The organism is Streptomyces justiciae, assembly GCF_015163075.1.
Lineage (GTDB): Bacteria > Actinomycetota > Actinomycetes > Streptomycetales > Streptomycetaceae > Streptomyces > Streptomyces justiciae.
This window is the reverse complement of the sequence record NZ_JADDXU010000018.1, coordinates 16,869-39,577: the sequence shown is the minus strand read 5'-3', so window position 1 is coordinate 39,577 and position 22,709 is coordinate 16,869. Positions and strand designations below refer to the sequence as shown.

The following is a 22,709-nucleotide window of genomic DNA, read 5'->3' as shown; positions in this document are numbered from 1 at the left end:
TGGTGCCTTCCGTGAGTGTCGTTCACGGAAGGCAGACCGGGCTCATCGGGGAAAGGAATCGCGGCGGCCGAGGAAGGCCAGGAGCCGGACGTCGGGCGGCGCGGAGGCCGCCACCGTGACCGGCTCCCCGAACCGCACGCCCCGGTCCTCAGCCGCGACCACGCACCGCGCGACGGGCAGCAACTCGGCCGCGAGGGCGGCCGGGAGAGGGCGGGCCCTGCCGCACGCCTGGGCGACGTCCCAGCCGTGCACGGCGATCTCGACGGCGCCGACCGCGCCCATCACCCGTATGTCCAGCGGCCGTTCGCCGACCAGCACCTCGCCCTCGGCGCCGGCCGCCCAGGCGCCGAGCACGGCGCACGCGCGTGTGCGGAAGCCGCACTCCCGGTCGGCGTGCGGCAGCAGTCCGATCCGGCCGCCGGTCAGCCCCTCGTACAACGCGTCGAGGGAGTCGTCGAGATGCCCGAGCAGCTCCCCCAGGTCCCACTCGGCGCACGGCGTGCCCCGGCCGAGCCCCATGGACTCCACCCCGGCGACGCTCCCGAGCGCATAGGCCAGCGAACGCTCCAGCAGCTCCCCCGCGTTCACGACAGCACCTCCGGCAGACCGAAGACGGCGAACAGCGCGGGATCGAGGAACACCGTGATGCGCCCGATCTCCCGACCGCGGCGCGTGAGCACCTGCACGGAGTGCGCGCGCAGGACACCGTCCGTGCCCCGCTCGTACATGGCCGCCGCCGGCTGCCCGTTCGCGCGCGTGGGCACCATCCGCAGCCCGCGCTTGGCACGCGCGCGTGCCTCCAGGAACCGCAGCACGTCCTTCTGGCCGCGGAACCACTCCAGGTGGGGCGGCATCTCCAGTTCGACGCCGTCCCGCAACAGCGCGAGGAGGGCCTCCATGTCGGCGTTCTCGAAGGCGGCCATGTACCGGTCGAGCACCTCGCGGTCGGCGGCGCCGTCGGGTTCCTCGACCAGGTCCTCGTCGGGCGCGACCTCGTCGAGGCGGGCACGCGCGCGTTGGAGGCTGCTCTTCACGGCGGCGGTGGAGGTGTCGAGGAGGGCCGCGACCTCGGGCGCTCGCCAGGCGAGCACGTCCCGCAGGATGAGCACGGCCCGCTGCCGCGCGGGCAGATGCTGGAGCGCGGCGACCAGGGCGAGCCGCAGACTGCCCCGAGCGGCCACGACCGTCGCGGGGTCGAGCAGCGCGTCCGGCAGCGGCTGGAGCCACGGGACGTCCGTCGCGGGGGCCCTCAGCGGCTCCTCAGGCGCCTCTGCCGGGCCGCCGAGCCCCGTGGGCAGCGGACGTCGCGTACGGCTCTCCAGGGCCGTCAGGCACGTGTTGGTGGCGATCCGGTGCAGCCAGGTCCGCAGGGACGCCCGGCCCTCGTAGCCGTCGTAGGACCGCCAGGCCCGCAGATAGGTCTCCTGCACCAGGTCCTCGGCCTCGTCGGCCGAGCCCACCATCCGGTAGCAGTGCGCGAGCAGCTCGCGCCGGTACGGGTCGGTGAGCCGTACGAACTCGTCGCGGTCCGTCGTCGCCCCCATGGCCACTCCTCTCGCCGGTCATACGTACAGACCGGCGAGGGAGCGAAAACGCATCGGCGGGACGACCCGAAGAGGCTTAGAGGTCGACTTCCTTCATCAGCATGCCGACCTCGGTGTTGGACAGCCGGCGCAGCCAGCCCGACTTCTGGTCGCCGAGGGTGATCGGGCCGAAGGCCACGCGCACCAGCTTGTCGACCGGGAAGCCGGCCTCGGCCAGCATCCGGCGCACGATGTGCTTGCGGCCCTCGTGCAGGGTGACCTCGACGAGGTAGTTCTTGCCGGTCTGCTCGACGACCCGGAAGTGGTCCGCCTTCGCGTACCCGTCCTCCAGCTGGATGCCGTCCTTGAGCCGCTTGCCCAGGTCGCGCGGGATCGGACCCACGATGTGCGCGAGGTAGACCTTCTTCACGCCGTACTTGGGGTGGGTCAGCCGGTGCGCCAGCTCGCCGTGGTTGGTGAGCAGGATGACGCCCTCGGTCTCGGTGTCGAGACGGCCCACGTGGAAGAGCCGGGTCTCCCGGTTGGTCACGTAGTCGCCGAGGCACTGGCGGCCCTCGTTGTCCTCCATGGTGGAGACGACACCGGCGGGCTTGTTCAGCGAGAAGAACTGGTACGACTGGGTCGCGACGGTCAGGCCGTCGACCCTGACCTCGTCCTTCTCCGGGTCGACGCGCTTGCCCTGCTCCAGGACGATCTCGCCGTTGACCTCGACCCGTGCCTGCTCGATGAGCTCCTCGCAGGCCCGCCGGGAGCCGTAGCCCGCGCGCGCGAGGACCTTCTGGAGCCGCTCGCCCTCCTGCTCGGCGCCCGGGAAGGTCTTGGGAAGCTTCACGTCCTTCTTGTTCGCGTACCGCTCGCGGTTGCGCTCCTCGGCACGCGCCTCGTACTCACGGGAGGTCGCCGGCACCCAACGGCCGCGCCCGGTGCCACCCTGCTTGGGGCCGCCCTTGGCGCCACCGCGCGCCGAGGCGCCGCGCCCCGACTTCGGACCCTGCGGAGAGGCGCCGGGGCCCACGTCGTACTGGCGCTCCTCGGGGCGGGGCTTCTTCGGCCGGCCGCCCTGCTTGTCGTCACGGGAGTTACCGGCACCGCGGTAATTACCGCGGCCACCGCTGCTCCCGCCGCGGCCGCCGCTGTTGCCACCACGGCTCCCGCCGTTGTTTCCGCTGCTGTTCCTGCCGCTGCTGCTTCGCATCAAATTTCCGTCTAGTCGTCTGCGTCGTGGCCGTCCGGCGCGTCAGGAGCGTCCGGATCGAACGACGGAACCCCTTCCAGTGTCTCGGCCTCGATCGCCTCCGCCTCCGGGAGGAAGGGCGCGAGCTCCGGGAGCTCGTCCAGACCGCGCAGGCCCATCCGCTCCAGGAAGTAGTTCGTCGTCGTGTACAGGATCGCACCTGTTTCGGGTTCCGTGCCCGCCTCCTGGACCAGACCCCGCTGCAGAAGGGTGCGCATCACACCGTCACAGTTCACTCCGCGCACCGCGGAGACCCTGCTGCGGCTGACCGGCTGGCGGTAGGCGACGACCGCGAGGGTCTCCAGCGCCGCCTGGGTGAGCCGGGCCTGCTGCCCGTCCAGGACGAAGCCCTCGACGGCCGCCGCGAACTCGGGCCGGGAGTAGAAACGCCAGCCCCCGGCGATGAGCCGCAGCTCGAAGCCGCGCCCCTGCACGGTGTACTCGTCGGCCAGCTCCCGCAGCGCGTCGCCGATCTGCCGCCTGGGCCGCTGGAGGATCTTCGACAGATGCTCCTCGGTCGCGGGCTCGTCCACGACCATGAGGACGGCCTCCAGAGCCGGCTTGAGTTCGAGGTCGGCGACGGTACGCAGCCCGGCCGGTACGTCGGTGGTCTCCTCGCTCACGCCTTGTCCTCCTTGGGCGGCTCGGGCGGTCGGTCGAACTCGTCGGTCACCGTCGGCGTCTCGTCCCCCTCGCCGCCGGTCCACCGCACGATCAGGTCCCCGAGCGCGGTCTCCTGGTCGAGGGCGACGGCCTTCTCCCGGTACAGCTCGAGGAGGGCCAGGAACCGCGCTACGACGGTGAGGGTGTCGTCGGTGTCCTCGACGAGCGCGCGGAAGCTGGCCTCGCCGAGCTCCTTGAGCCGGGCGACGACGATCCCGGCCTGTTCCTGCACGCTGACCAGCGGGGCGTGGATGTGGTCGACGTACACCTGGGGCTTGGGCTTGGGCTGCATCGCCTTCACGGCGAGCTTCGCGAACCCCTCCGGGCCGATGCTGATGACGACCTCGGGCAGCAGTTCGGCGTGGTGCGGCTCCAGTCCGACGGTACGGGGGTATCGGCGGGCTTCTTCATCGAGGCGCTGGTTGAAGATGTCCGCGATCTGTTTGTACGCGCGGTACTGCAGGAGCCGCGCGAAGAGCAGGTCCCGGGCCTCCAGCAGGGCCAGGTCGGCCTCGTCCTCGACCTCGGCGGCGGGCAGCAGCCGGGCGGCCTTGAGGTCGAGCAGGGTGGCGGCGACGACCAGGAACTCGGTCGTCTGGTCCAGGTCCCAGTCCGGTCCCATGGCCCGGATGTGCGCCATGAACTCGTCGGTGACCTTCGACAGCGCGACCTCGGTGACGTCCAGCTTGTGCTTGGAGATCAGCTGGAGGAGCAGGTCGAAGGGGCCCTCGAAGTTGGCGAGCCGGACCTTGAAGACGCCGTCGTCGGATTCGGCCGCTTCTTCCGCGACCGGCTCTTCCACGACGACAGGCTCAGGCACCTCAGGCGCCTCGGGAAGCACCTCAGGTGCCTCGGGCGCCCCCGGTCCCCGCCCCAGCACACGCCGACGACCGGCAGCTGTGCCGGAGGCGGGGGCGGGAACGTCGTTCGAGGTCATGGCCCCCGCAGGCTACCGCTACCGCCCGCGCAGCCGTCGTACGAGGATGCTCGCGTCCCCGCGGGACTCCAGATCGGCCAGCACCACGGCGACCGCCTCGCGGACGATGCGCCCGCGGTCGACGGCCAGCCCGTGCTCGCCGCGGAGCACCAGACGCGCGTGCTCCAGGTCCATGAGCTCCTCGGCGGAGACGTACACGGTGATCTTCTCGTCGTGCCGCTCCCGGCCGCTGGGCCGGCGCGCTGCCGCCCTGCTGCCGCCGCCCCGCTGCTTGCGCGGTGCGGCGGCGGCCGCGGCAGAACCTTCCTGCGCGTCCTGACGTCGCGTGGTGCGCTCTGCCGCGGTTCCCCGGCTGCGGGACTCACCGGCCTCGGCCGGCTCCGTGGCCACGTGCTCCGCCCCGTCGCCGTCCCCGCCCTGCGCGGGTACGGACTGCGGTGCGTCCTCCGCCGCCGCTGCGTCGCTCTCGCCGGCGGGAGCGGGCACCCGGGCGTCGCCGTTGGCCCCCCGCCGCGGAGTGGACGGCTGGAGCGCCATTCCCCCTGTCGTACGGAAGAGTTCGTCGGCCCCCGGCAGACTCACTCGGCGTGACACCGGGCGAGCACCTCCCTGGCGAGCTGGCGGTAGGCGGCGGCACCGACGGAGTTGGAGGCGTACGTGGTGATCGGTTCACCGGCGACCGTGGTCTCCGGGAAGCGGACCGTGCGCCCGATGACCGTGTGATAGACGTGATCGTCGAACGCCTCGACCACGCGGGCCAGGACCTCTCGGCTGTGCACCGTGCGCGAGTCGTACATCGTGGCGAGGATGCCGTCGAGCTCCAGCTCGGGGTTGAGCCGCTCCTGGACCTTCTCGATGGTCTCCGTCAGCAGGGCGACACCACGGAGGGCGAAGAACTCACACTCCAGTGGCACTATCACCTTGTGCGCGGCCGTCAGCGCGTTCACCGTCAGCAGACCGAGTGAAGGCTGACAGTCGATCACGATGTAGTCGTAGTCGGCCATGAGCGGCTTCAGGGCGCGCTGCAGTGTGGACTCGCGGGCGACCTCGGAGACCAGCTGGACCTCCGCCGCCGACAGGTCGATGTTGCTCGGCAGCAGGTCCATGTTGGGGACCGCGGTCTTGAGCAGGACCTCGTCGGCCGCCATGCCCCGCTCCATGAGCAGGTTGTAGACGGTGAGGTCGAGCTCCATCGGGTTGACACCGAGACCCACCGACAGCGCGCCCTGCGGGTCGAAGTCCACGAGCAGCACCCGGCGTCCGTACTCCGCGAGCGCGGCACCCAGGTTGATGGTCGACGTGGTCTTGCCGACGCCGCCCTTCTGGTTGCACATCGCGATGATCTTCGCGGGGCCGTGGTCGGTCAGCGGGCCCGGGATCGGGAAGTACGGCAGCGGGCGACCGGTCGGGCCGATGCGCTCACGGCGCTGACGGGCAGCGTCGGGAGCGAGCGTGGCCGCGTACTCGGGGTCCGGCTCGTACTCGGCGTCGGGGTCGTAGAAGTGCCCCTCGGGCAGTTCGTCGTAGTCGGCGAAGTGGTTGTGGGGCGCGCCACTTCCGTCGCCGGCCATGGCGTTCACGTGATGGCCATCCATGCTCTGGTGTGCTGACAGAGTCGTCCCTGTCGTCTGGTGACTCTGGTGGGCTGCGAAGGTGCGCACCGCAACGGAGCCGACAGCCTCGAACCCCGCGGGACCCTGATCCCGTACCGGCATTCCTGGTTGACCACCCCCGGGAGTAAATGTCGACTCATTCACAAGTCGTCTTACCTCCTTGGTGACCAGGAAACTTCTAGACAGGTCAGCGTGGCACCATGCCGACAGTCGGCGACTCTATGGCGTGTCGGGCGTCCGCAGCAACACAATCCGCCGGACCCGGCCCGATGTGTCGGCAATGAAACATCCCTCTGTCAAGGGCGTACGGCCGTCGCACGGCAGGTTTCACCGGTGTGCGAATCGACCAAAGGGTTACGTTCGAGGCGAGTTGACCGAGAGTCGCAAAGTGACCATACACACATCCGGCCGGACCTTGTCGGGCAAGGTCCGGCCGGGTGCGCGTCGTTGACACGCCATGTTGACGTATCGCCTTCGCGAAAAGGTGACTTAACCGTTCGGCGAGGTCAGCGGCTCAGCCGAGCAGCGTCTCGAGCTCCACGTGCTCCAGGCCGTGCGCCTCGGCGACCTCGCGGTAAACGACCTTGCCGTCATGGGTGTTGAGGCCCTTGGCGAGCGCGGGGTCGCGGCGCAGCGCCTCCACCCAGCCGCGGTTGGCGAGTTCGACGATGTAGGGCAGCGTCGCGTTGGTGAGCGCGTAGGTGGAGGTGTTGGGCACCGCGCCGGGCATGTTGGCGACGCAGTAGAAGACCGAGTCGTGGACCTGGAAGGTCGGCTCGGCGTGCGTGGTCGGGTGGGAGTCCTCGAAGCAGCCGCCCTGGTCGATCGCGATGTCGACAAGGACACTTCCCGGCTTCATCCGGGCCACGAGCTCGTTGGTGACCAGCTTCGGGGCCTTGGCGCCCGGGATGAGCACCGCGCCGATGACGAGGTCGGCGTCGAGCACGGCCTTCTCCAGCTCCAGGGAGTTGGACATGATCGCCCGGACCTTGGTGCCGAAGACCTTGTCGGCCTCGCGGAGCTTGTTGATGTCGCGGTCGAGCAGCGTGACGTGGAAGCCCATGCCGACAGCGATCTGGGTGGCGTTCCAGCCGGAGACGCCGCCGCCGATGACGACGGCACGCGCGGGCTGGGTGCCGGGGACGCCACCGGGGAGCACGCCGCGGCCGCCGACCGAGCGCATCAGGTGGTAGGCGCCGACCTGCGGGGCCAGGCGGCCTGCGACCTCGGACATCGGGGCGAGCAGCGGAAGGGCGCGCGAGGGCAGCTCGACCGTCTCGTAGGCGATGGCGGTGGTGCCGGACTCGATGAGCGCGTCGGTGCACTCCTTGGAGGCGGCCAGGTGCAGGTAGGTGAAGAGCGTCTGGTCCTTGCGGAGGCGGTGGTACTCCTCGGCGATGGGCTCCTTGACCTTCAGCAGCAGGTCGGCGGTGGCCCACACCTCGTCGGCGGTGCCGAGGATCGTGGCGCCGGCGGCGACGTACTCCTCGTCCGGGATCGACGAGCCGACACCGGCGTCCTGCTCGATGACGACCTGGTGGCCGTGGCGCACCAGCTCGTGCACGCCGGACGGGGTGATGGCCACCCGGAACTCGTTGTTCTTGACCTCGCGGGGGATGCCGACCTTCACGTGGATCACGGTCCTTGGCTCAGTGGATGTGGGGCAATAGAACACATACCCGGGCATGCATGAGCACACCGGGAGACACCGCAGGAGAAGGTGCGGCAGAGCCAGTCTAATGAAGGTGTTCCCGCTGTCTAGCCTTTCATTGCATCAATCTACTGCGGGTGTACTACGGATTTCGCAGGCATCAGCGTCTTGTTTCGAAGGATCAGGCCGTTCCGGTTCCGCTTCCGGCTCCGAAACCTCCTCCCCCAGCAGCCGCTCCGCGGCCCCCCGGTGCAGCGCCGCCGCGGTGGGATCGCCGAGGTGATCCAGGGTGTCGGCGAGCCTCAGCTGCAACGCGGCCTGGAGTCGTACGTCCTCCGCGCGCCGCGCCCACTCCACCGCCTCCTGGCAGGTGCGCAGCGATTCCTCGGGGCGTCCGGCGTACTCCTGGACGCGCGCCAGCTCGCTCAACGCCCGTGCGTGGGCGGCGACATCGCCCTCCTTGCGATATCCGGCGACCGCGGCCCGCCAGCCCCGCAGCGCCTCGCCGTAACGGCCCGCGTAGGTGTGCGCGGCGGCGATCCGGCCGTACAGCCGGGCGGCGTCCGCGCGCTCGTCGCGGGCCAGGCGCTGGGCGAGGGCGCGGCCGAACCAGTCGGCGGCCCGGTCGTAGTCCCCGAGCTCCAGATGCGCGCCGCCTACGGATTCCATCGCGCGGCCGGTCGCATACGGGTCATTCGCCTGGCGTCCGGCGTCCAGTGCGGCCCGATAGCGGGCCAGCGCGTCGGCCGTGCGCCCGGTCTGCGCGTCCAGGTCGCCCAGGTTCAGCAGCGCCGCCGCCTGCTCCCGGGGCAGCTCCCGGCGCTCGGCCACGTCCAGGACGAGCCGGTGGAGGCCGTACAGGTCGGGGGCCGCGGCCTGGGTGCCGAAGTGCGCGACCATCGCCCTGACCAGCTGGGACATCAGCCGCCTGGCGAGGGTGTCGAGCTCACCGTCGGCGACGGCGAGGCGGGCCGAGGCCAGCAGGGCGGGCCTGCGGATGCGCAGCCAGTCCTCAGCGGCCCGGGGACTGGGGAAGCGCAGGGAGCGGGGCATGCCCTGGAGCTTCTCGCGGGCCTCGGGGTTGTCCGTCTCGGTGATGGCGCGGCAGGACTGGAGCAGCCGTACCGTCCGCTCCAGCATCCGGGCGCGGGCCAGCTGGAGCTCGGCGGGGCGGTCCTGGGTCTCGGCGAGGGACTTCAGCAGGGGGTGCAGACAGGCCGGCACCTCGTACTGCGGCAGCGGGGACTCCACGGCGTGCAGCAGGCCGAGGGCGACGAAGTCGTCCAGCGTGGTGCGGGCGCCGCCCACCGAGCAGCCGGCGAGGGCGGAGGCGGTGTGCGGGTCGACCAGGCCGGCCGGGGCGAGGGAGAGCAGACGCAGTATCCGGGCGGCGGGGCTGGGCAGGGAGCCGTAGGCGAGGCGGAAGACCCGGGTCAGGGGCGTTCCCTCGTCGCCCTCGGCGTGCAGGTGCTTGGCGAGGTCGGCGACGGCGGCTTTCGGCCGGGCGGCGAGCCAGCCGCCGGCCATCGTCAGGGCGGCGGGCTGGGCCTGACACTCCTCGACGAGGCCCTCGGCGGCGCGCGGGTCGACGGTGATGCGGACCGAGCCGGTGTGCCGGGTGAGCAGTTCCAGGGCGGACTTGGTGTCGAGGCCGCCGAGGGTGCAGGGGCGGACGTCGGAGATGCCGGTGAGCGGGCCGTCGGAGACGGCGACGACCAGGCATTCCGGGGTGTCCGGGAGGAGGGCGTCGACCTGGTCGGCGGTGACCGCGTCGTCGAGCAGGAGCAGCGCGCTGCGGTCGGCGAGGGCCTCGCGGAGCGCCGCCGTGAGGTCGTCCTCACAGGCGCCCGCGGGGGTCGGCCGGTCCAGGGCGGCGAGCAGTTCACGGGCGGCTCGCTCGACGGGGACGGGGGTGCCGTCGGGCTCGCTGAGACGGGCCTTGAGCACGCCGTCGTAACGGTCCGCGACCTGTCGTACGAGCTCCTCTGCGAGCGCGGTGCGGCCCGAGCCGGGGCGGCCCGCGATGAGCAGCACACGCGCGCGTGGGGCCTTCTTGCCGGAGAGGGTGTCGAGGCCCGCCCGTTCGATGTCGGCGCGGAGTTCCTTCAACTCCCGTGTCCGGCCCAGGAACTGACCCTCGGCCGACAGCTGAACGCCGCTCGTGTCCACCGCCTGATCCGTCACGGGCCACACTCCCGTCCCACCGCACGCGCAAGCCCGCCGGGACTCCGAACGGGCATTTACAGAGCGTAGTTCACCCTCTGCAACGTTCCCGGTGGAGCACGGCGGGCAGGTCGCCCGATCGGATCAACCGATGGTCACACCAGGAGTGTTCAGGACTCGAAGGGACGCGCGGGCCAGGGCGCGTCCGCGGGGCGCAGCGCGTCGAGGCCGTCGCCCTGCTGCGCGGCGACCAGCGAAAGCACGCCCACCACCAGGCAGTTGTTGTGCAGCTCGCCCGCCAGCACGCCCCGTACGAGCTCGTCGAGGGGCACGCGCGCGTACTCCAGGTCGATCTCCTCGTGCTCCACCTCGAAGCGCTCGCCCTCGGCCTCCGACAGATCGCGGGCCAGGAAGATCCGTACGGCCTCGTCGCAGCCGCCGGCCGTGGTGTAGACGTCGGTCAGCACCCGCCAGTCCTCGGCCTTGACGTGCGCCTCCTCGTACAGCTCGCGCTGGGCCGCGTGCAGCGGGTTCTCGCCGGGCACGTCGAGCAGACCGGCCGGGATCTCCCACAGCTTCTGGCGGACGGGGTGGCGGTACTGCTTGATCAGCAGGACCCGGCCCTCGTCGTCGAGGGCGAGGACGCCGACCGAGCCGGGGTGGACCTGGTAGTCGCGGCGGACGACCTTGCCGTCGGGCATGACCACGTCGTCGGTGCGGACAGAGGTCTTGTTGCCCACGAAGGGGGTCTCCGTCGCCCGGATCTCCCACTCCTCCGGAGTGTCCTTGATCGTCATGCCCAGTCCTTCCGCACGTGCTCAAAGAGAAACCGGGGCGCCGCCTTTTGAATGCGAACGCCCCGGCCACCGTACAACTGTTGTGTTACTTCGAGGTCTTCCGCTCGACGGCCGCCTTCACCAGGCCGGCGAACAGCGGGTGCGGGCGAGTGGGGCGGGAGCGCAGCTCCGGGTGCGCCTGCGTGGCGACCAGGTAGGGGTGGACCTCGCGCGGGTACTCGACGTACTCGACGAGCTTGCCGTCCGGGGAGGTGCCGGAGAACAGGATGCCGGCCTTCTTCTCCAGCTCCGCGCGGTAGGCGTTGTTCACCTCGTAGCGGTGACGGTGCCGCTCCTCGATGTACTCCTTGCCGTCGTACACCTCACGCACGATCGAGCCCTCGGCCAGCTTCGCCGGGTACATGCCGAGCCGCATGGTGCCGCCCATGTCGCCCTCGCCGGCGACGATGTCGAGCTGCTCGGCCATGGTGGAGATGACCGGGTGGGCGGTGGCGGAGTCGAACTCGGTGGAGTTGGCGTCCGGGATGTCGGCCAGGTTGCGGGCGGCCTCGATCACGATGCACTGCAGGCCCAGGCAGAGGCCGAGCAGCGGGATCTTGTTCTCGCGGGCGTACTTGATCGCGCCGACCTTGCCGAGCACACCGCGGTCGCCGAAGCCGCCCGGGATGCAGATGCCGTCGACGTCCGCGAGCTGCGCCGCGGCGCCGGCCGGGGTCTTGCAGTCGTCGGAGGTGACCCACTTGATCTTCACGCGGGCCCGGTTGGCGAAGCCGCCGGCGCGCAGCGCCTCGGTGACCGACAGGTAGGCGTCCGGCAGGTCGATGTACTTGCCGACCAGGGCAAGGGTGATCTCGTGGTCGGGGTTGTGGACGCGGTCCAGCAGGTCGTCCCAGGTCGTCCAGTCCACGTCGCGGAACGGCAGGTCAAGCTTGCGGACGACGTACGCGTCCAGGCCCTCGCCGTGCACGGTCTTCGGGATGTCGTAGATCGAGCGGGCGTCGGGGCAGGCGACCACGGCGGCCTCGTCGACGTCGCACATCAGCGAGATCTTGCGCTTGATCGCGGTCGGGACCTCGCGGTCGCAGCGCAGCACGATCGCGTCCGGCTGGATACCGATGTTCCGAAGCGCCGCAACCGAGTGCTGGGTCGGCTTCGTCTTCAGCTCTCCCGACGGGCCGATGTACGGCAGGAGGGAAATGTGGACCACAAAGACGTTGTCCCGGCCGACCTCGTGACGGACCTGGCGGACCGTCTCCAGGAACGGCAGGGACTCGATGTCGCCGACCGTACCGCCGACCTCCGTGATGACCACGTCGACCTCGTCGGTGGCCATGCGGCGGATGCGGTGCTTGATCTCGTTGGTGATGTGCGGGATGACCTGCACGGTGTCGCCGAGGTACTCGCCGCGCCGCTCCTTGGCGATCACCGTGGAGTAGACCTGGCCTGTAGTGACGTTGGCGCTGCCGTCCAAGTCACGGTCGAGGAAGCGCTCGTAGTGTCCGATGTCCAGGTCGGTCTCGGCGCCGTCGTTGGTGACGAAGACCTCTCCGTGCTGGAAGGGGTTCATCGTGCCGGGGTCGACGTTCAGGTACGGGTCGAGCTTCTGCATGACGACGCGCAGGCCGCGGGCCTTGAGCAGCATCCCCAGGCTGGAGGCCGTCAGGCCCTTGCCGAGAGAGGAGGCGACACCCCCGGTGACGAAGATGTGCTTGGTCGTCGTAGATTTCGGCGGCATGGCCAAGAGGGGGCTCCCGTGGTCGCGATCTGGGGTGCGGGGCGGCGCTGTGACCGGAGATTCCCGGCGTCGCCGTCGCTGCGGTCGGGGGTTTCGTCCACCACCGGTCCACGGGCTACCAGGGTATCAGCGCCTCGGGGGGATGGCTTCCGGCCACGCTCCGCGCACGCGCCGACACGGACCCTCACCCGTCACGGGTTTCTCACCGGCTGCTCACCCGTTCGGCCCACCCGCGTTGCCCGGAGCGGCACACAGATCATCTACGTGCGTCGTATCCTGCTCGGACATTCACTGCCGAGCCCGCCCGGCAACACGGCACCACCCCCCGCCCGTAAGCCCCGGAACAACGTGAGCTCGTCAGTTCGTTGAGAAGAGATTGTCGTTTTGCCCAGAGGCACCGCGACTGCTTTGCTTCACCGCTCAACGACGCATTACAACGACCCCTTGACCGCACTAGCGACAGCCCCCTTTTTCCCAGGGGGTGACGTGGCCGTTCGACTGGAGTTGCACGTGGCCGGGCGCATCGAAGACTACGCACTCATCGGAGACATGCAGACCGCCGCCCTGGTCTGCCGGGACGGCACAGTGGACTGGCTGTGCCTGCCCCGCTTCGACTCGCATGCCATCTTCGCCGGCCTGCTGGGCACCGAGGAGCACGGCTTCTGGCGCCTGGGGCCCGCGCATGCCGCCGACGCCGATCCGCCCACCGCGGCCCGGCGCAGCTACCGCGGCGACTCGCTGATCCTGGAGTCCGAGTGGGACACCCCGCGCGGCACGGTCCGGATCACCGACTTCATGCCGCCGCGTGACGGCGCGCCGCAGCTGATCCGGATCGTGGAGGGCGTCTCGGGCCGCGTCCCGATGCGCTCGGCCCTCCGGATGCGTTTCTCGTACGGGCGGGTCGTGCCGTGGGTGCACAAGCACGACGGGCGCACGGTCGCCGTGGCGGGCCCCGACTCGGTGTGGTTCGACACCGACTGCGAGACCTACGGCAAGTCCCTGACCACGTACTCGGACTTCACGGTCGCCCCGGGTGACCGGATCGCCTTCACCATCTCGTGGGAGCCCTCGCACAAGAACCCGCCGCCGCTGCCCGAGCCGGAGCAGTCCCTGGAGGCCACCGAGGACTTCTGGCGCGAGTGGGTCGAGCACTGTACGTACCACGGCCCCTACCGCGAGGCCGTCGTCCGCTCGCTGATCACGCTGAAGGCGCTGACGTACGCCCCGACCGGCGGCATCGTCGCCGCCCCGACGACCTCGCTGCCCGAGGACATCGGCGGCGTCCGCAACTGGGATTACCGCTACACCTGGCTCCGCGACGCCGCGATCACGCTCTCCTCCCTCCTGCGCACCGGCTACCGCGAGGAGGCTCGCGCCTGGCGCGAGTGGCTGCTGCGGGCGGTCGCCGGCGACCCCGAGAACCTGCAGATCATGTACGGCATCGCGGGTGAGCGGGAGCTGGGCGAGGCCGAGCTGGACTGGCTGCCGGGCTACGAGAACTCCGCGCCGGTCCGGGTGGGCAACGGCGCGGCGCACCAGCTCCAGCTCGACGTGTACGGCGAGGTCACCGAGGCCCTGCACCTGGCCCACATGACGGGCCTGGCCCGCAACGACTACGCGTCCCTGCTCCAGCTCAAGCTCATCCGCTACCTGGAGGACCACTGGGACGAGCCGGACGAGGGCATCTGGGAGGTGCGCGGCCCGCGCCGCCACTTCGTGCACTCCAAGGTGATGGCCTGGGTCGCCGTCGACCGCACGATCAAGCTCATCGAGTCCGGGGACGCGGACGGCCCGCTGGACCGCTGGCGCGAGCTGCGCGACGACATCCACCGGGACGTGTGCGAGAAGGGCTACGACAAGGAGCGCAACACCTTCACGCAGTCGTACGGCTCGAAGGAGCTGGACGCCTCCCTGCTGCTGATCCCGCAGATGGGCTTCCTGCCGCCGGACGACAAGCGGGTCATCGGCACGATCGAGGCGATCCAGCGCGAGCTGTCCACGCCGGACGGCTTCATCCTGCGTTACCCGACCGAGGGCGACAGCGAGGGCGTCGACGGCCTGCCCGGTGACGAGGGCGCGTTCCTGGCCTGCTCGTTCTGGATGGCGGACGACCTCGCGATGATCGGCCGCGTCGACGAGGCCCGCAAGCTGTTCGAGAAGCTCCTCGCACTGCGCAACGACCTCGGGCTGCTCGCCGAGGAGTGGGACCCGCGCCTGAAGCGCCAGGTCGGCAACTTCCCGCAGGCCTTCAGCCACGTCCCGCTGATCGACACGGCCCTGCGACTGACGGCGTCGGGGGCGTACGGGGGCTGACTCCCGTCACGGGCGTGCCGCTGCCTGCCGTAGCGCGGCACGGCACGCCACGATCGCCGGGTGCGTGCCCCGGCCACGGCGTACGACGGTGTAGACGCGTCGTGTGCGCCTCAGCGCCCGCAGAGGGACGGTCGGCGGCTGCCCGCACCAGACGAGGTCGGGCAGGAAGGCCGCCGCGTGTCCCTGCTCCACCAGCCGCAGCTGGAGCAGGAGGTCGGTGGTCTCGAACCGCACGTCGGGTTCGAAGCCCGCCGCCCGGCACTCGCGCAGGGCCCACTGCCGGGCGGGCGTGCCCTCGGGTTCCATCACCCACGGATGACCGGCGAGCGAGCCCAGCGACGCGCCCGGGTGGGGCAGCGCGAGGCGCAGAGGGTCGTCGAGCAGGTCCTCCTGCTCCAGCTCGGCGGGCCGGGGGCCGGGGTCGCCCGGGTACTCCTCGGCCAGGACCAGGTCGAAGTCACGGGCTTGGAGGGCGGGCAGGGCCACCTCCGGCTCCAGCTGCCGGACGTGGACGCGCAGCGCCGGGTGCCGGTCCCGCAGCAGGTTCAGCGCGGCCGGGAGCAGGGCCAGCGCCGCCGTCTGGAACGAGGCGAGGCGCAGGGTCCCGGCCAGCTCGCCCCCGCTCATGGAGGCGGCGATGTCCGCCTCGGCGCGCTCCAGCCGCTCCAGGACCGCCTCCGTGTGGGCGACGAGGATCTCGGCCTGCTCGGTCAGCCGCACCCGCCGCCCCACGGGTTCGAGCAACGGCACCCCGACCTCGGCCTCCAGCTGCGAGAGCTGCTGGGACACCGAGGAGGGGGCGTACGAGAGGGCGGTGGCGACGGCCGCGAGGGTGCCGCGGTGCTTGAGCTCGCGCAGCAGGCGGAGGCGGTGGAGGTCGAACATGAGCGGCCCGCCCTGAATCATCGGGTTTTCCGATGACTATAGGTCGGAAAGGTCCGCTAGACCGACCATAGAGCCGCCGCACACCATGAGCGGGTGTCCACGAACCCTTCTCCGCTCTGGCGCGTACGCTCCGGCGCTCGTAGCTGGCGCTGTGCGCCCGCGCCCGCCGGGGTACGCACCCACACCCCTGACCGAACTCCCGTCCCTGGCCGCCGAGTTGGCGGTCGGCCGGGTCTTCGTCAAGGACGAGTCGAGCCGTCTCGGGCTGCCCGCGTTCAAGGCGCTGGGGGCGTTCTGGGCCGTCCACCGCGTCCTCGCCGAGCGGGAGCCGGGTCCCGTGACCCTGGTGACGGCCACGGACGGCAACCACGGCCGTGCGGTGGCGCGGGCGGCCCGTGTTGCCGGTCAGGGTGCGCACGTCTTCGTTCCGCGGGGTGTGTCCGCGCAGGCGGTGGCGGCCATCGCCGCCGAGGGCGCGAAGGTCACCGAGGTGTCGGGCCCGTACGACGAGGCCGTACGGCTCGCGGCCGAGGCGGCCGACGGGCCCGACTCGATCCTGGTCCAGGACACCGCCTGGCCCGGCTACGAGGAGATCCCCGGCTGGATCGTCGAGGGATACGCCACGCTCTGCGCCGAGATCGACGAGCAGTTGGGAGAGACCGGACCCGACCTCGTCTGTGTCCCGGTGGGGGTGGGCTCGCTGGCCCAGGCCGTCGTCACTCACTACCGCAGCCGCCCCGCCGGGCAGCCACCGGCGCTGCTCTCGGTGGAGCCGGAGGCCGCGGCCTGCGTCCTGGCGAGCCTCGACGCGGGCGCGCCCGTCAGCGTCACGACCGGCGACACCGTCATGGCGGGCCTGAACTGCGGTACGCCGTCCAGCCTCGCCTGGCCCTGCCTGTACGGCGGACTCGACGCCGCCGTCGCCGTACCGGACGCGGCGAGTGTCCGCGCGGCCGCTGACCTCGCCGCCCTCGGTGTCTCCTCGGGGCCCTGCGGGGCGGCCTCGCTCGCCGGACTACGGGCGGTGCTCACCGGTGCGGGTGCGGAGGAACGCCGTAGGGCGCTGGGGCTGGACGCGGCCTCCGTGGTCGTGCTGCTGAGCACCGAGGGCTCTCCCGCGTGCTGACGCACTGGGCGGCCGCGGTCGGTGTCCTCGGGCTGCTGACCGTCGTACCGGGGCCCGACATGGCGGTGGTGACGCGGCGGGCCCTCGCGGCCGGGCCGGGGGACGCGCTGCGGACGGCGGGCGGCATCGCGTCCGGGCTGCTGGTGTGGGGCGCGCTGACGGCGGCCGGGCTCGCGGCGGTGCTGGCCGCCTCGCCGGGGGCGTATCTGGGCCTCCGGCTCCTGGGCGCCGGCTACCTGGTGTTCTTGGGGGCACAGACGCTGTGGCGGCACCGGCGGACCGTCGCCGTCCCGATGGGTGCCGGTACCGGTTCGGGCAGCCCCTGGCGGACCGGTCTGGTCGCCAACCTCCTCAACCCGAAGATCGCCGTCTTCTACACCGGCCTGCTGCCCACGCTGGCCCCGCCCCAACTGCCCGCCGCCTGGGGCATGGCACTCCTCGTCCTGCTGCACACCGCGCTCACCCTGGCCTGGCTCGGCGGTTACGTCCTCCTACTGGCCAAGGCCGGGCCGATACTCCAGCGGCCGCGCGTGCGCGGTGCGCTCACCTGGGCCACGGGCGTCGTGCTCATCGGCTTCGGGGTCGTGGTGGCGACGTCGGCGGGCTGAGCGTCGTACCGGCAGAACCCCTTCGACTCGGCGGGCTGAGCGCCGTACCGGCACAACCCCTTCGGAAGGAATCCTCATGACGTCCTCGGACCCCACTCGTCTGCTCGCCCGGCTGGTCGCCGTCGACTCCGTCAACCCGGACCTGGTGCCCGGTGGCGCGGGTGAGTCCGGCGTCGCCGACTTCTGCGGCGAGTGGCTGGCCGCGCGAGGCTTCGAGGTGCACCGGCTGGAGAAGCGTCCGGGCCGGCCCTCGCTCGTCGCCGTCGCGCGCGGTACCGGTGGCGGGCGGTCGCTCATGCTCAACGGTCATCTCGACACCGTCGGCCTCTCCGGCTACGACGGTGATCCGCTCGAGCCGCGGATCGACGGGGGCCGGATGTACGGGCGCGGCACCTTCGACATGAAGGGCGGCATCGCGGCCATGATGACTGCCGCCGCCCGCGCCGTCAGCCGAGGTCCGCTGCGCGGGGACGTGATCGTCGCCTGCGTCGCCGACGAGGAGCACGGCAGCCTGGGCACGGCGGAGGTGCTGGAGTCCTTCACCGCCGACGCGGCGATCGTCACCGAGCCGAGCCATCTCGAAGTCACCCTCGCCCACAAGGGGTTCGTCTGGTTCGACGTGGAGGTCGAGGGACGGGCCGCCCACGGTTCGCGACCCGATCTCGGCATCGACGCCATCGCCAAGGCCGGGCATTTCCTGGTCGCCCTGGAGGAGTGGGGCCGGCGCCTGGCGGACGGTCCGGCGCATCCCCTGCTGGGCACCGGCACCGTCCACGCCTCCGTCGTCCACGGCGGCGAGGAGCCGTCGACCTACCCGGCGCGCTGCCGGATCACGCTGGAGCGGCGCACGGTCCCCGGCGAGAGCGCCGACAGCGTAGAACGCGAGCTGACCGCCGTACTCGACCAACTCGCCACCACCGTCCCCGACTTCCGCCACCGACTCACCCGTGGCCTGCACCGCGAGCCCTTCGAGGCCGACCCCGAAGCCGCGATCGTGCGCACGCTCACCCACCATGCCGAGCAGGCCCTCGGCCGGCCTCCCGTGATCCGCGCCGAGCCCTTCTGGACCGACTGCGCGCTGCTGGACCGGGCCGGCATCCCCTGCCTGCTCTTCGGCGTGGACGGCGAGGGGGCCCACGCGGCCACCGAGTACGTCGAACTCGCCTCGCTGGACCGCCTGACCGAGATCCTCACCGACACCATCGCCGATTTCTGTGCCTGAACGTTTCTGACCATTCGGGAACGTCCCCCGGCCTGACAGGACCGACGCCCCCGCCCCGCCTACGCTGTAACCATCTGCCCCTGCACGAAAGGGGGCGCCCCATGGCCTCCCCATCTGCTTCTCCCTCGAAGGCCGGCACGGCTCTCGCCGCGCTGCGCGAGGAACTGGTCGGCGACGTGTTCGCCCCGGGGGACACGGGCTACGACGAGGCCCGTACCGTCTTCAACGCGATGATCGACCGGCGTCCGGCGGTGATCGCCCAGTGCGTCGACGAGGCCGACGTCGTACGGGCGGTGCGGTTCGGCCGGGACCTGGACCTGTCGATCGCGGTGCGCGGCGGCGGGCACAGTGTGGCGGGGATGGCGCTGAACGACGGCGGTCTGGTGGTCGACCTGCGCCACATGCGGGCGGTCACCGTCGATCCCACGGCACAGGCGGTACGGATCGCGGGCGGCGCCACGATGAGCGACCTCGACCGCGCGTGCCAGCCGTACGGTCTCGCCACGACCGGCGGCCGGGCCTCGACCACCGGCGTCGGCGGGTTCGTCCTCGGGGGCGGCACCGGCTGGCTGGACCGCTGGTGCGGGCTCGCCGTCGACAACCTCCTCGGCGTCGACCTGGTCACCGCCGACGGCCGTCGCGTGCACGCGAGCGCCGACGACAACCCGGAGCTGTTCTGGGGGCTGCACGGAGGCGGCGGCAACTTCGGCATCGCGACCGCGCTCACCCTGAAGCTGCACGAGCTGCCCGAGTTCGCCATGGCGTTCCTGCTGTTCCTCCCGGAGTTCGGCCCCGAGGTCGTCCGCACCTACCGCGACATCATGGCCGCGGCGCCGAACGAGGCGGGCGGTGGCGTCATCTATCTCACCGGCCCGCCCGAGGAGTTCGTGCCGCCGCACCTGGTCGGCACGCTGCTGTGCGGTGCGCTGCTGACGTACGCCGGGTCCGAGGCGGACATGCGCAAGGTCGCCGAGCCGCTGCTGGCGCTGCCGCACGAGACGGAGATCGTCGGGGCGATGCCGTACGCGGATGTCCAGTGCATGCTCGACGATCCGCCGGGGATGCGGAACTACTGGTCGGCGGAGTATCTGCGGGAGGCGCCGGACGCGTTCCTGGACGCCTTCTGCGCGCGGGCGGCGTCCATGCCGGTGCCCACCGGCACGATCCATGTCCTGTTCCCGCAGGGCGGGGCGATCGCGGACGGGCCGCGCGAGTACCCGGTGCCGTACCGGGACGCGCCGTGGGCCGTGCATCCCTTCGCGATGTGGGAGGACCCGGCGGACGACGAGCGGGTGATCCAGTGGGTCAGGGACGTCCGCGCGGACACCCGGCCGTGGAGCACCGGCGCGGTCTATCTCAACTTCATCGGCGACGAGGGTGCCGAACGGGTGGTGGCCGGGGTCGGCGCCGAGAACACCGACCGGCTGGCGGCCCTGAAACGGCGGTACGACCCGGACAACGTCTTCCGCTTCAACCACAACATCAGACCGGCGTGACCGGCGGCGGTACCAGCGCCGTCAACGTCCGCTCCCCCGCCGGGTCCCCCGCGGTCGCCGGTACGAGGGCGATCTCGTCCAGCCCCGCCTCCGCGTAGGCGTCGATCCGCGCCCGTACGGCGTCCAGGTCACCGACGAGACCCACCGTGCCGGCGGCTTCCGGAGGCAGTGCCCGCAGCAGCGTCTCCCGGTCGGCGCCGGACGCGGCGAGCGTCACCGCCTCTCCGAAGCCCGCCTCCGCGAAGACCTCGCGGTAGCCCGGCACGGTCAGATATCCCGCGATGCTCCCCAGCACCTGGGCCAGCGATTCCGGCACGGGATCGACGGCCGCCGGCAGCCACGCGGCCAGCGGAGGCGGCGTACGGCCCGCCTTGTCGGCGGCCGCGTCCAGCTTGGCGCGCAGGACGCGGACCTGTTCCGGGGAGACGACGTCGAGCAGCATCCGATCGGCGTACGCGGCGGCCACCCCGACCGCCCGCTCCCCGAACGCGGCCACGGTGAGCGGCCCACCGGGAGGCGGGAGCCGACGCCGGAAGGGGGCGACCGCTTCGCCGGGGCGGGTGGCGTCGCCGGGCGGCGGGAGCCTGCGCCGGAAGGGGCCGGCCGCTTCGCCGGGCGGAGGCAGCCGGTGCCGGAATGGGTCAGCCGCTTGGCTGGGTGGCGGGAGGTGTCGGGGGGAGGCTCCGATCGGCTCCCCCAGTGCGGCGCGCAGGTGGTCCCGTACCGCCTCCGCCGTTTCCGCGAGCACCGCCGCCGGTCGTTCGCGTACCCGCCCGTGCACGCCCTCCACCACCCGCGCGCTGGACGTGCCGAGTGCCACCCCGACCCGGCGGCCGGTGAGGGCCGCGACCGAGGCGGCGCCGCGGGCGATGGTGTACGGGTCGCGCACGGACACCGGAACAGGCCCCGCGGTCAGGGCGACCCGCTCGGTGGCCCGTCCGATCGCCACCGCGAGGGCGAAGGAGTCCCAGGTCGGCCCCTCCCCCGCCCACACCTCGCGGTACCCCAGCCGGTCGGCGACCGCCGCGATGCGCAACGGTTCGTCGACCGGGCTGTCGTCCTCCCGTGCCACGGCGACCACGCTGAAGTCCATGCCCTCCACCGTAGGCCCGGTGGCCCTAACTCACGGCTGCCAGCACCTCCTTGGCCGCCCGCTCGCCCTCGGTCGCCCCGCCCTCCATGAACCCCTGGAAGTCGTAGGAGCAGTGCTCACCGCCGATGTGGATGTTGCCCTGCGCCACCCCCTCGTACCCCGCGTACCGGTGCAGATAGCCCACCGGCCAGTACGAATAGGCGCCCAGCGCATACGGGTTGAGATGCCACGCCGACAACTGGGCCCGCCCCGTCCAGGCCGCCGACGTGCCCGGGAAGAACGCGTCGATGTCCGCGAGGTACTTCGTCGCGAGCCGGCTGACGTACGGGTCGCTCTCGTACGAGAACGGCCCCGCGGGAGTCAGCGACTTGGCGAGGCTGCCGCCGCCGTACTGGAGGAGGATGCCGCCCGTGCCGGACTGGACCTTGGTGGTGTCCCAGGTCTGCTGGACCCGGCCGTCGGTGAAGCAGTCGCCCGCGGAGACCCCGGGCCACGGGCCGGCGCCGCGCCAAGGGCGGCTGGAGAACTGCATGTTGAGCTTGGTGCAGTACCCCATCCGGGCGTCCCGCAGCAGGTTGGTCATCCGGGGGTCGAACCCGGCCTTGGTGAGGTCGAGTTGCTGGAGGACGGGGAGCGGCACGCACAGGATCGTGTGGTCGGCCGTGACCGTGCGGACGGCTCCCGACTCCGCGAAGGTGAGGGTCTGTGTGCCGTCCGCGTTGGCCTTGACGGCGGTGAGCGACCAGCCCTGCCTGATCGTGCCGTCGGGCAGGAAGTCTGCGATGGCGTGCGGGAGTTGGTCGTTGCCGCCGACGATGTGGTAGCGCTCGTTGGATAGACCCCAGACGTTGAAGTTGCCGGGGTTGGTCTGGTAGCCCATGAGCAGGACGAGGGCGAGTGAGGACTGGTCGGTGGTGTCGGCGCCGTACTCGACGTTGTAGGCGACGTCGAAGAACCGGCCGAGCGGCGAGTCGTGGCCGCCGGGGACGCGGGACTCGATCCAGTCGTACAGGGACAGGTTGTCGAGGGCGGTGCCGGCCTCGGTGGTCTGGTTCCAGAACACCTCGCCGGACGCCTGGAGGTCCTTGTGGAGGGCCTGGTAGACGTCCTTGAAGTCCTCGTCGGCCTGGGCGCGCGGGTAGTACTCCCCGTTGAACCACAGTATTTCCTCGGCCCCGTTGGGCCCGCCGCCGAGGAAGTCCTCGACGGGCAGGGCGAATCGGCGGCACAGCTCCAGCATCTTCTTGTGGCTGGTGTCGATCAGCTCGCCGCCGATCTCCGAGGTCTGGCCCCAGGACCAGTGGTCCCGCTGGGTGTACATCCGGCCGCCGACACGGCTCGGGTTGGCCTCGTAGACCGTGCAGCCGTAGCCCGCGTCGGCGAGCGTGAGCGCGGCGGTCAGCCCGGCGATCCCCGCGCCGACGACGGCGATCCGGGGTGCGGAGGAGGCGGCAGCGGGAGTCGGGACGGCCGTCAGCGCCGTGGCGCCCAGCGCGGCCCCCTTCAGGACCGTACGGCGGCGCACCCGCGCCTCCGCCACGGGCACCCCGAGCCGCTCCGCGGCGGCGTGGTCGGCGAACAGGGAACGCAGGACGTGCATCGCATGGGTTCGGGACACGACGTACACGC

At 71.6% G+C, this 22,709-nt stretch carries 18 protein-coding genes and 1 pseudogene; 5 read left to right on the top strand and 14 right to left on the bottom strand.

Going from position 1 to position 22,709, the window contains the following annotated elements; translation table 11 throughout:
- Window positions 1-42: 42 nt before the first annotated feature.
- The 11 genes from IQ210_RS37205 to IQ210_RS37155 all read right to left on the bottom strand — a co-directional run bounded on the left by IQ210_RS37205 (window position 43) and on the right by IQ210_RS37155 (window position 12,337).
- Window positions 43-588: a TIGR03086 family metal-binding protein gene (locus IQ210_RS37205; protein ID WP_194083648.1), complete on the bottom strand. Its 546-nt coding sequence runs from the start codon at window positions 586-588 to the stop codon at window positions 43-45.
- A complete protein-coding gene (locus tag IQ210_RS37200) occupies window positions 585-1,544 on the bottom strand; it encodes a sigma-70 family RNA polymerase sigma factor (RefSeq protein ID WP_194083647.1) in 960 nt (319 codons plus the stop codon). Before IQ210_RS37200 ends, IQ210_RS37205 begins: the two co-directional genes overlap by 4 nt.
- Window positions 1,545-1,620: 76 nt before the next feature.
- Window positions 1,621-2,739, bottom strand: a complete 1,119-nt coding sequence (locus IQ210_RS37195; RefSeq protein ID WP_194083646.1) for a pseudouridine synthase — start codon at window positions 2,737-2,739, stop codon at window positions 1,621-1,623.
- Window positions 2,740-2,750: 11 nt separating this feature from the next.
- The gene (scpB, locus tag IQ210_RS37190; protein WP_194083645.1) at window positions 2,751-3,401 is read right to left on the bottom strand and encodes an SMC-Scp complex subunit ScpB; all 651 of its coding nucleotides are present in this window, start codon (window positions 3,399-3,401) and stop codon (window positions 2,751-2,753) included.
- On the bottom strand, window positions 3,398-4,378 hold the full coding sequence (locus IQ210_RS37185) for a segregation and condensation protein A (protein ID WP_194083644.1): 981 nt from the start codon (window positions 4,376-4,378) through the stop codon (window positions 3,398-3,400). The genes scpB and IQ210_RS37185 overlap by 4 nt, the downstream gene beginning before the upstream one ends.
- A gap of 18 nt (window positions 4,379-4,396) precedes the next feature.
- A complete protein-coding gene (locus IQ210_RS37180; RefSeq protein WP_194083643.1) occupies window positions 4,397-4,972 on the bottom strand; it encodes a hypothetical protein in 576 nt (191 codons plus the stop codon).
- Window positions 4,957-6,093 (bottom strand): ParA family protein, encoded by a 1,137-nt coding sequence (locus IQ210_RS37175; protein ID WP_059196697.1) that lies wholly within the window; start codon window positions 6,091-6,093, stop codon window positions 4,957-4,959. The genes IQ210_RS37180 and IQ210_RS37175 overlap by 16 nt, the downstream gene beginning before the upstream one ends.
- A gap of 412 nt (window positions 6,094-6,505) precedes the next feature.
- Window positions 6,506-7,621 carry an alanine dehydrogenase gene (ald, locus tag IQ210_RS37170; RefSeq protein WP_194083811.1) on the bottom strand — a complete coding sequence of 372 codons (1,116 nt, stop codon included), beginning with the start codon at window positions 7,619-7,621 and terminating at the stop codon, window positions 6,506-6,508.
- A gap of 144 nt (window positions 7,622-7,765) precedes the next feature.
- Window positions 7,766-9,826: a tetratricopeptide repeat protein gene (locus IQ210_RS37165; RefSeq protein ID WP_194083642.1), complete on the bottom strand. Its 2,061-nt coding sequence runs from the start codon at window positions 9,824-9,826 to the stop codon at window positions 7,766-7,768.
- Window positions 9,827-9,975: 149 nt separating this feature from the next.
- The gene (locus tag IQ210_RS37160; RefSeq protein ID WP_079310588.1) at window positions 9,976-10,602 is read right to left on the bottom strand and encodes an NUDIX domain-containing protein; all 627 of its coding nucleotides are present in this window, start codon (window positions 10,600-10,602) and stop codon (window positions 9,976-9,978) included.
- Window positions 10,603-10,687: 85 nt separating this feature from the next.
- Window positions 10,688-12,337, bottom strand: coding sequence for a CTP synthase (locus tag IQ210_RS37155; protein WP_194083810.1), 1,650 nt, complete (start codon window positions 12,335-12,337; stop codon window positions 10,688-10,690).
- A 510-nt stretch (window positions 12,338-12,847) separates the two neighbouring features.
- On the opposite strand from IQ210_RS37155, the gene IQ210_RS37150 reads away from it, so the two are divergent.
- Window positions 12,848-14,650: a glycoside hydrolase family 15 protein gene (locus tag IQ210_RS37150; protein ID WP_194083809.1), complete on the top strand. Its 1,803-nt coding sequence runs from the start codon at window positions 12,848-12,850 to the stop codon at window positions 14,648-14,650.
- 6 nt (window positions 14,651-14,656) lie between these two features.
- Here IQ210_RS37150 and IQ210_RS37145 read toward each other — a convergent pair whose 3' ends face one another.
- Entirely contained in the window at window positions 14,657-15,535 is an 879-nt protein-coding gene (locus IQ210_RS37145; protein ID WP_194083641.1) for a LysR family transcriptional regulator, read from the bottom strand.
- A 93-nt stretch (window positions 15,536-15,628) separates the two neighbouring features.
- On the opposite strand from IQ210_RS37145, the pseudogene IQ210_RS37140 reads away from it, so the two are divergent.
- From IQ210_RS37140 to IQ210_RS37125, 4 genes and pseudogenes are all read left to right on the top strand, one after another.
- Window positions 15,629-16,661 (top strand): annotated as a pseudogene (locus tag IQ210_RS37140) (pyridoxal-phosphate dependent enzyme).
- The gene (locus tag IQ210_RS37135; protein WP_194083639.1) at window positions 16,655-17,269 is read left to right on the top strand and encodes a LysE family translocator; all 615 of its coding nucleotides are present in this window, start codon (window positions 16,655-16,657) and stop codon (window positions 17,267-17,269) included. The pseudogene IQ210_RS37140 and the gene IQ210_RS37135 overlap by 7 nt, the downstream one beginning before the upstream one ends.
- 76 nt (window positions 17,270-17,345) lie before the next feature.
- Entirely contained in the window at window positions 17,346-18,491 is a 1,146-nt protein-coding gene (locus IQ210_RS37130) for an ArgE/DapE family deacylase (protein WP_194083638.1), read from the top strand.
- 101 nt (window positions 18,492-18,592) lie between these two features.
- A complete protein-coding gene (locus tag IQ210_RS37125; RefSeq protein ID WP_194083637.1) occupies window positions 18,593-19,987 on the top strand; it encodes an FAD-binding oxidoreductase in 1,395 nt (464 codons plus the stop codon).
- Here the strand turns inward: IQ210_RS37125 and IQ210_RS37120 are convergent.
- Entirely contained in the window at window positions 19,974-21,080 is a 1,107-nt protein-coding gene (locus IQ210_RS37120) for an LLM class flavin-dependent oxidoreductase (RefSeq protein ID WP_194083636.1), read from the bottom strand. The two genes, IQ210_RS37125 and IQ210_RS37120, sit on opposite strands and share 14 nt — an antisense overlap.
- Before the next feature lie 25 nt (window positions 21,081-21,105).
- The gene (locus IQ210_RS37115; protein WP_322657599.1) at window positions 21,106-22,698 is read right to left on the bottom strand and encodes a flavin monoamine oxidase family protein; all 1,593 of its coding nucleotides are present in this window, start codon (window positions 22,696-22,698) and stop codon (window positions 21,106-21,108) included.
- Window positions 22,699-22,709: the final 11 nt, after the last annotated feature.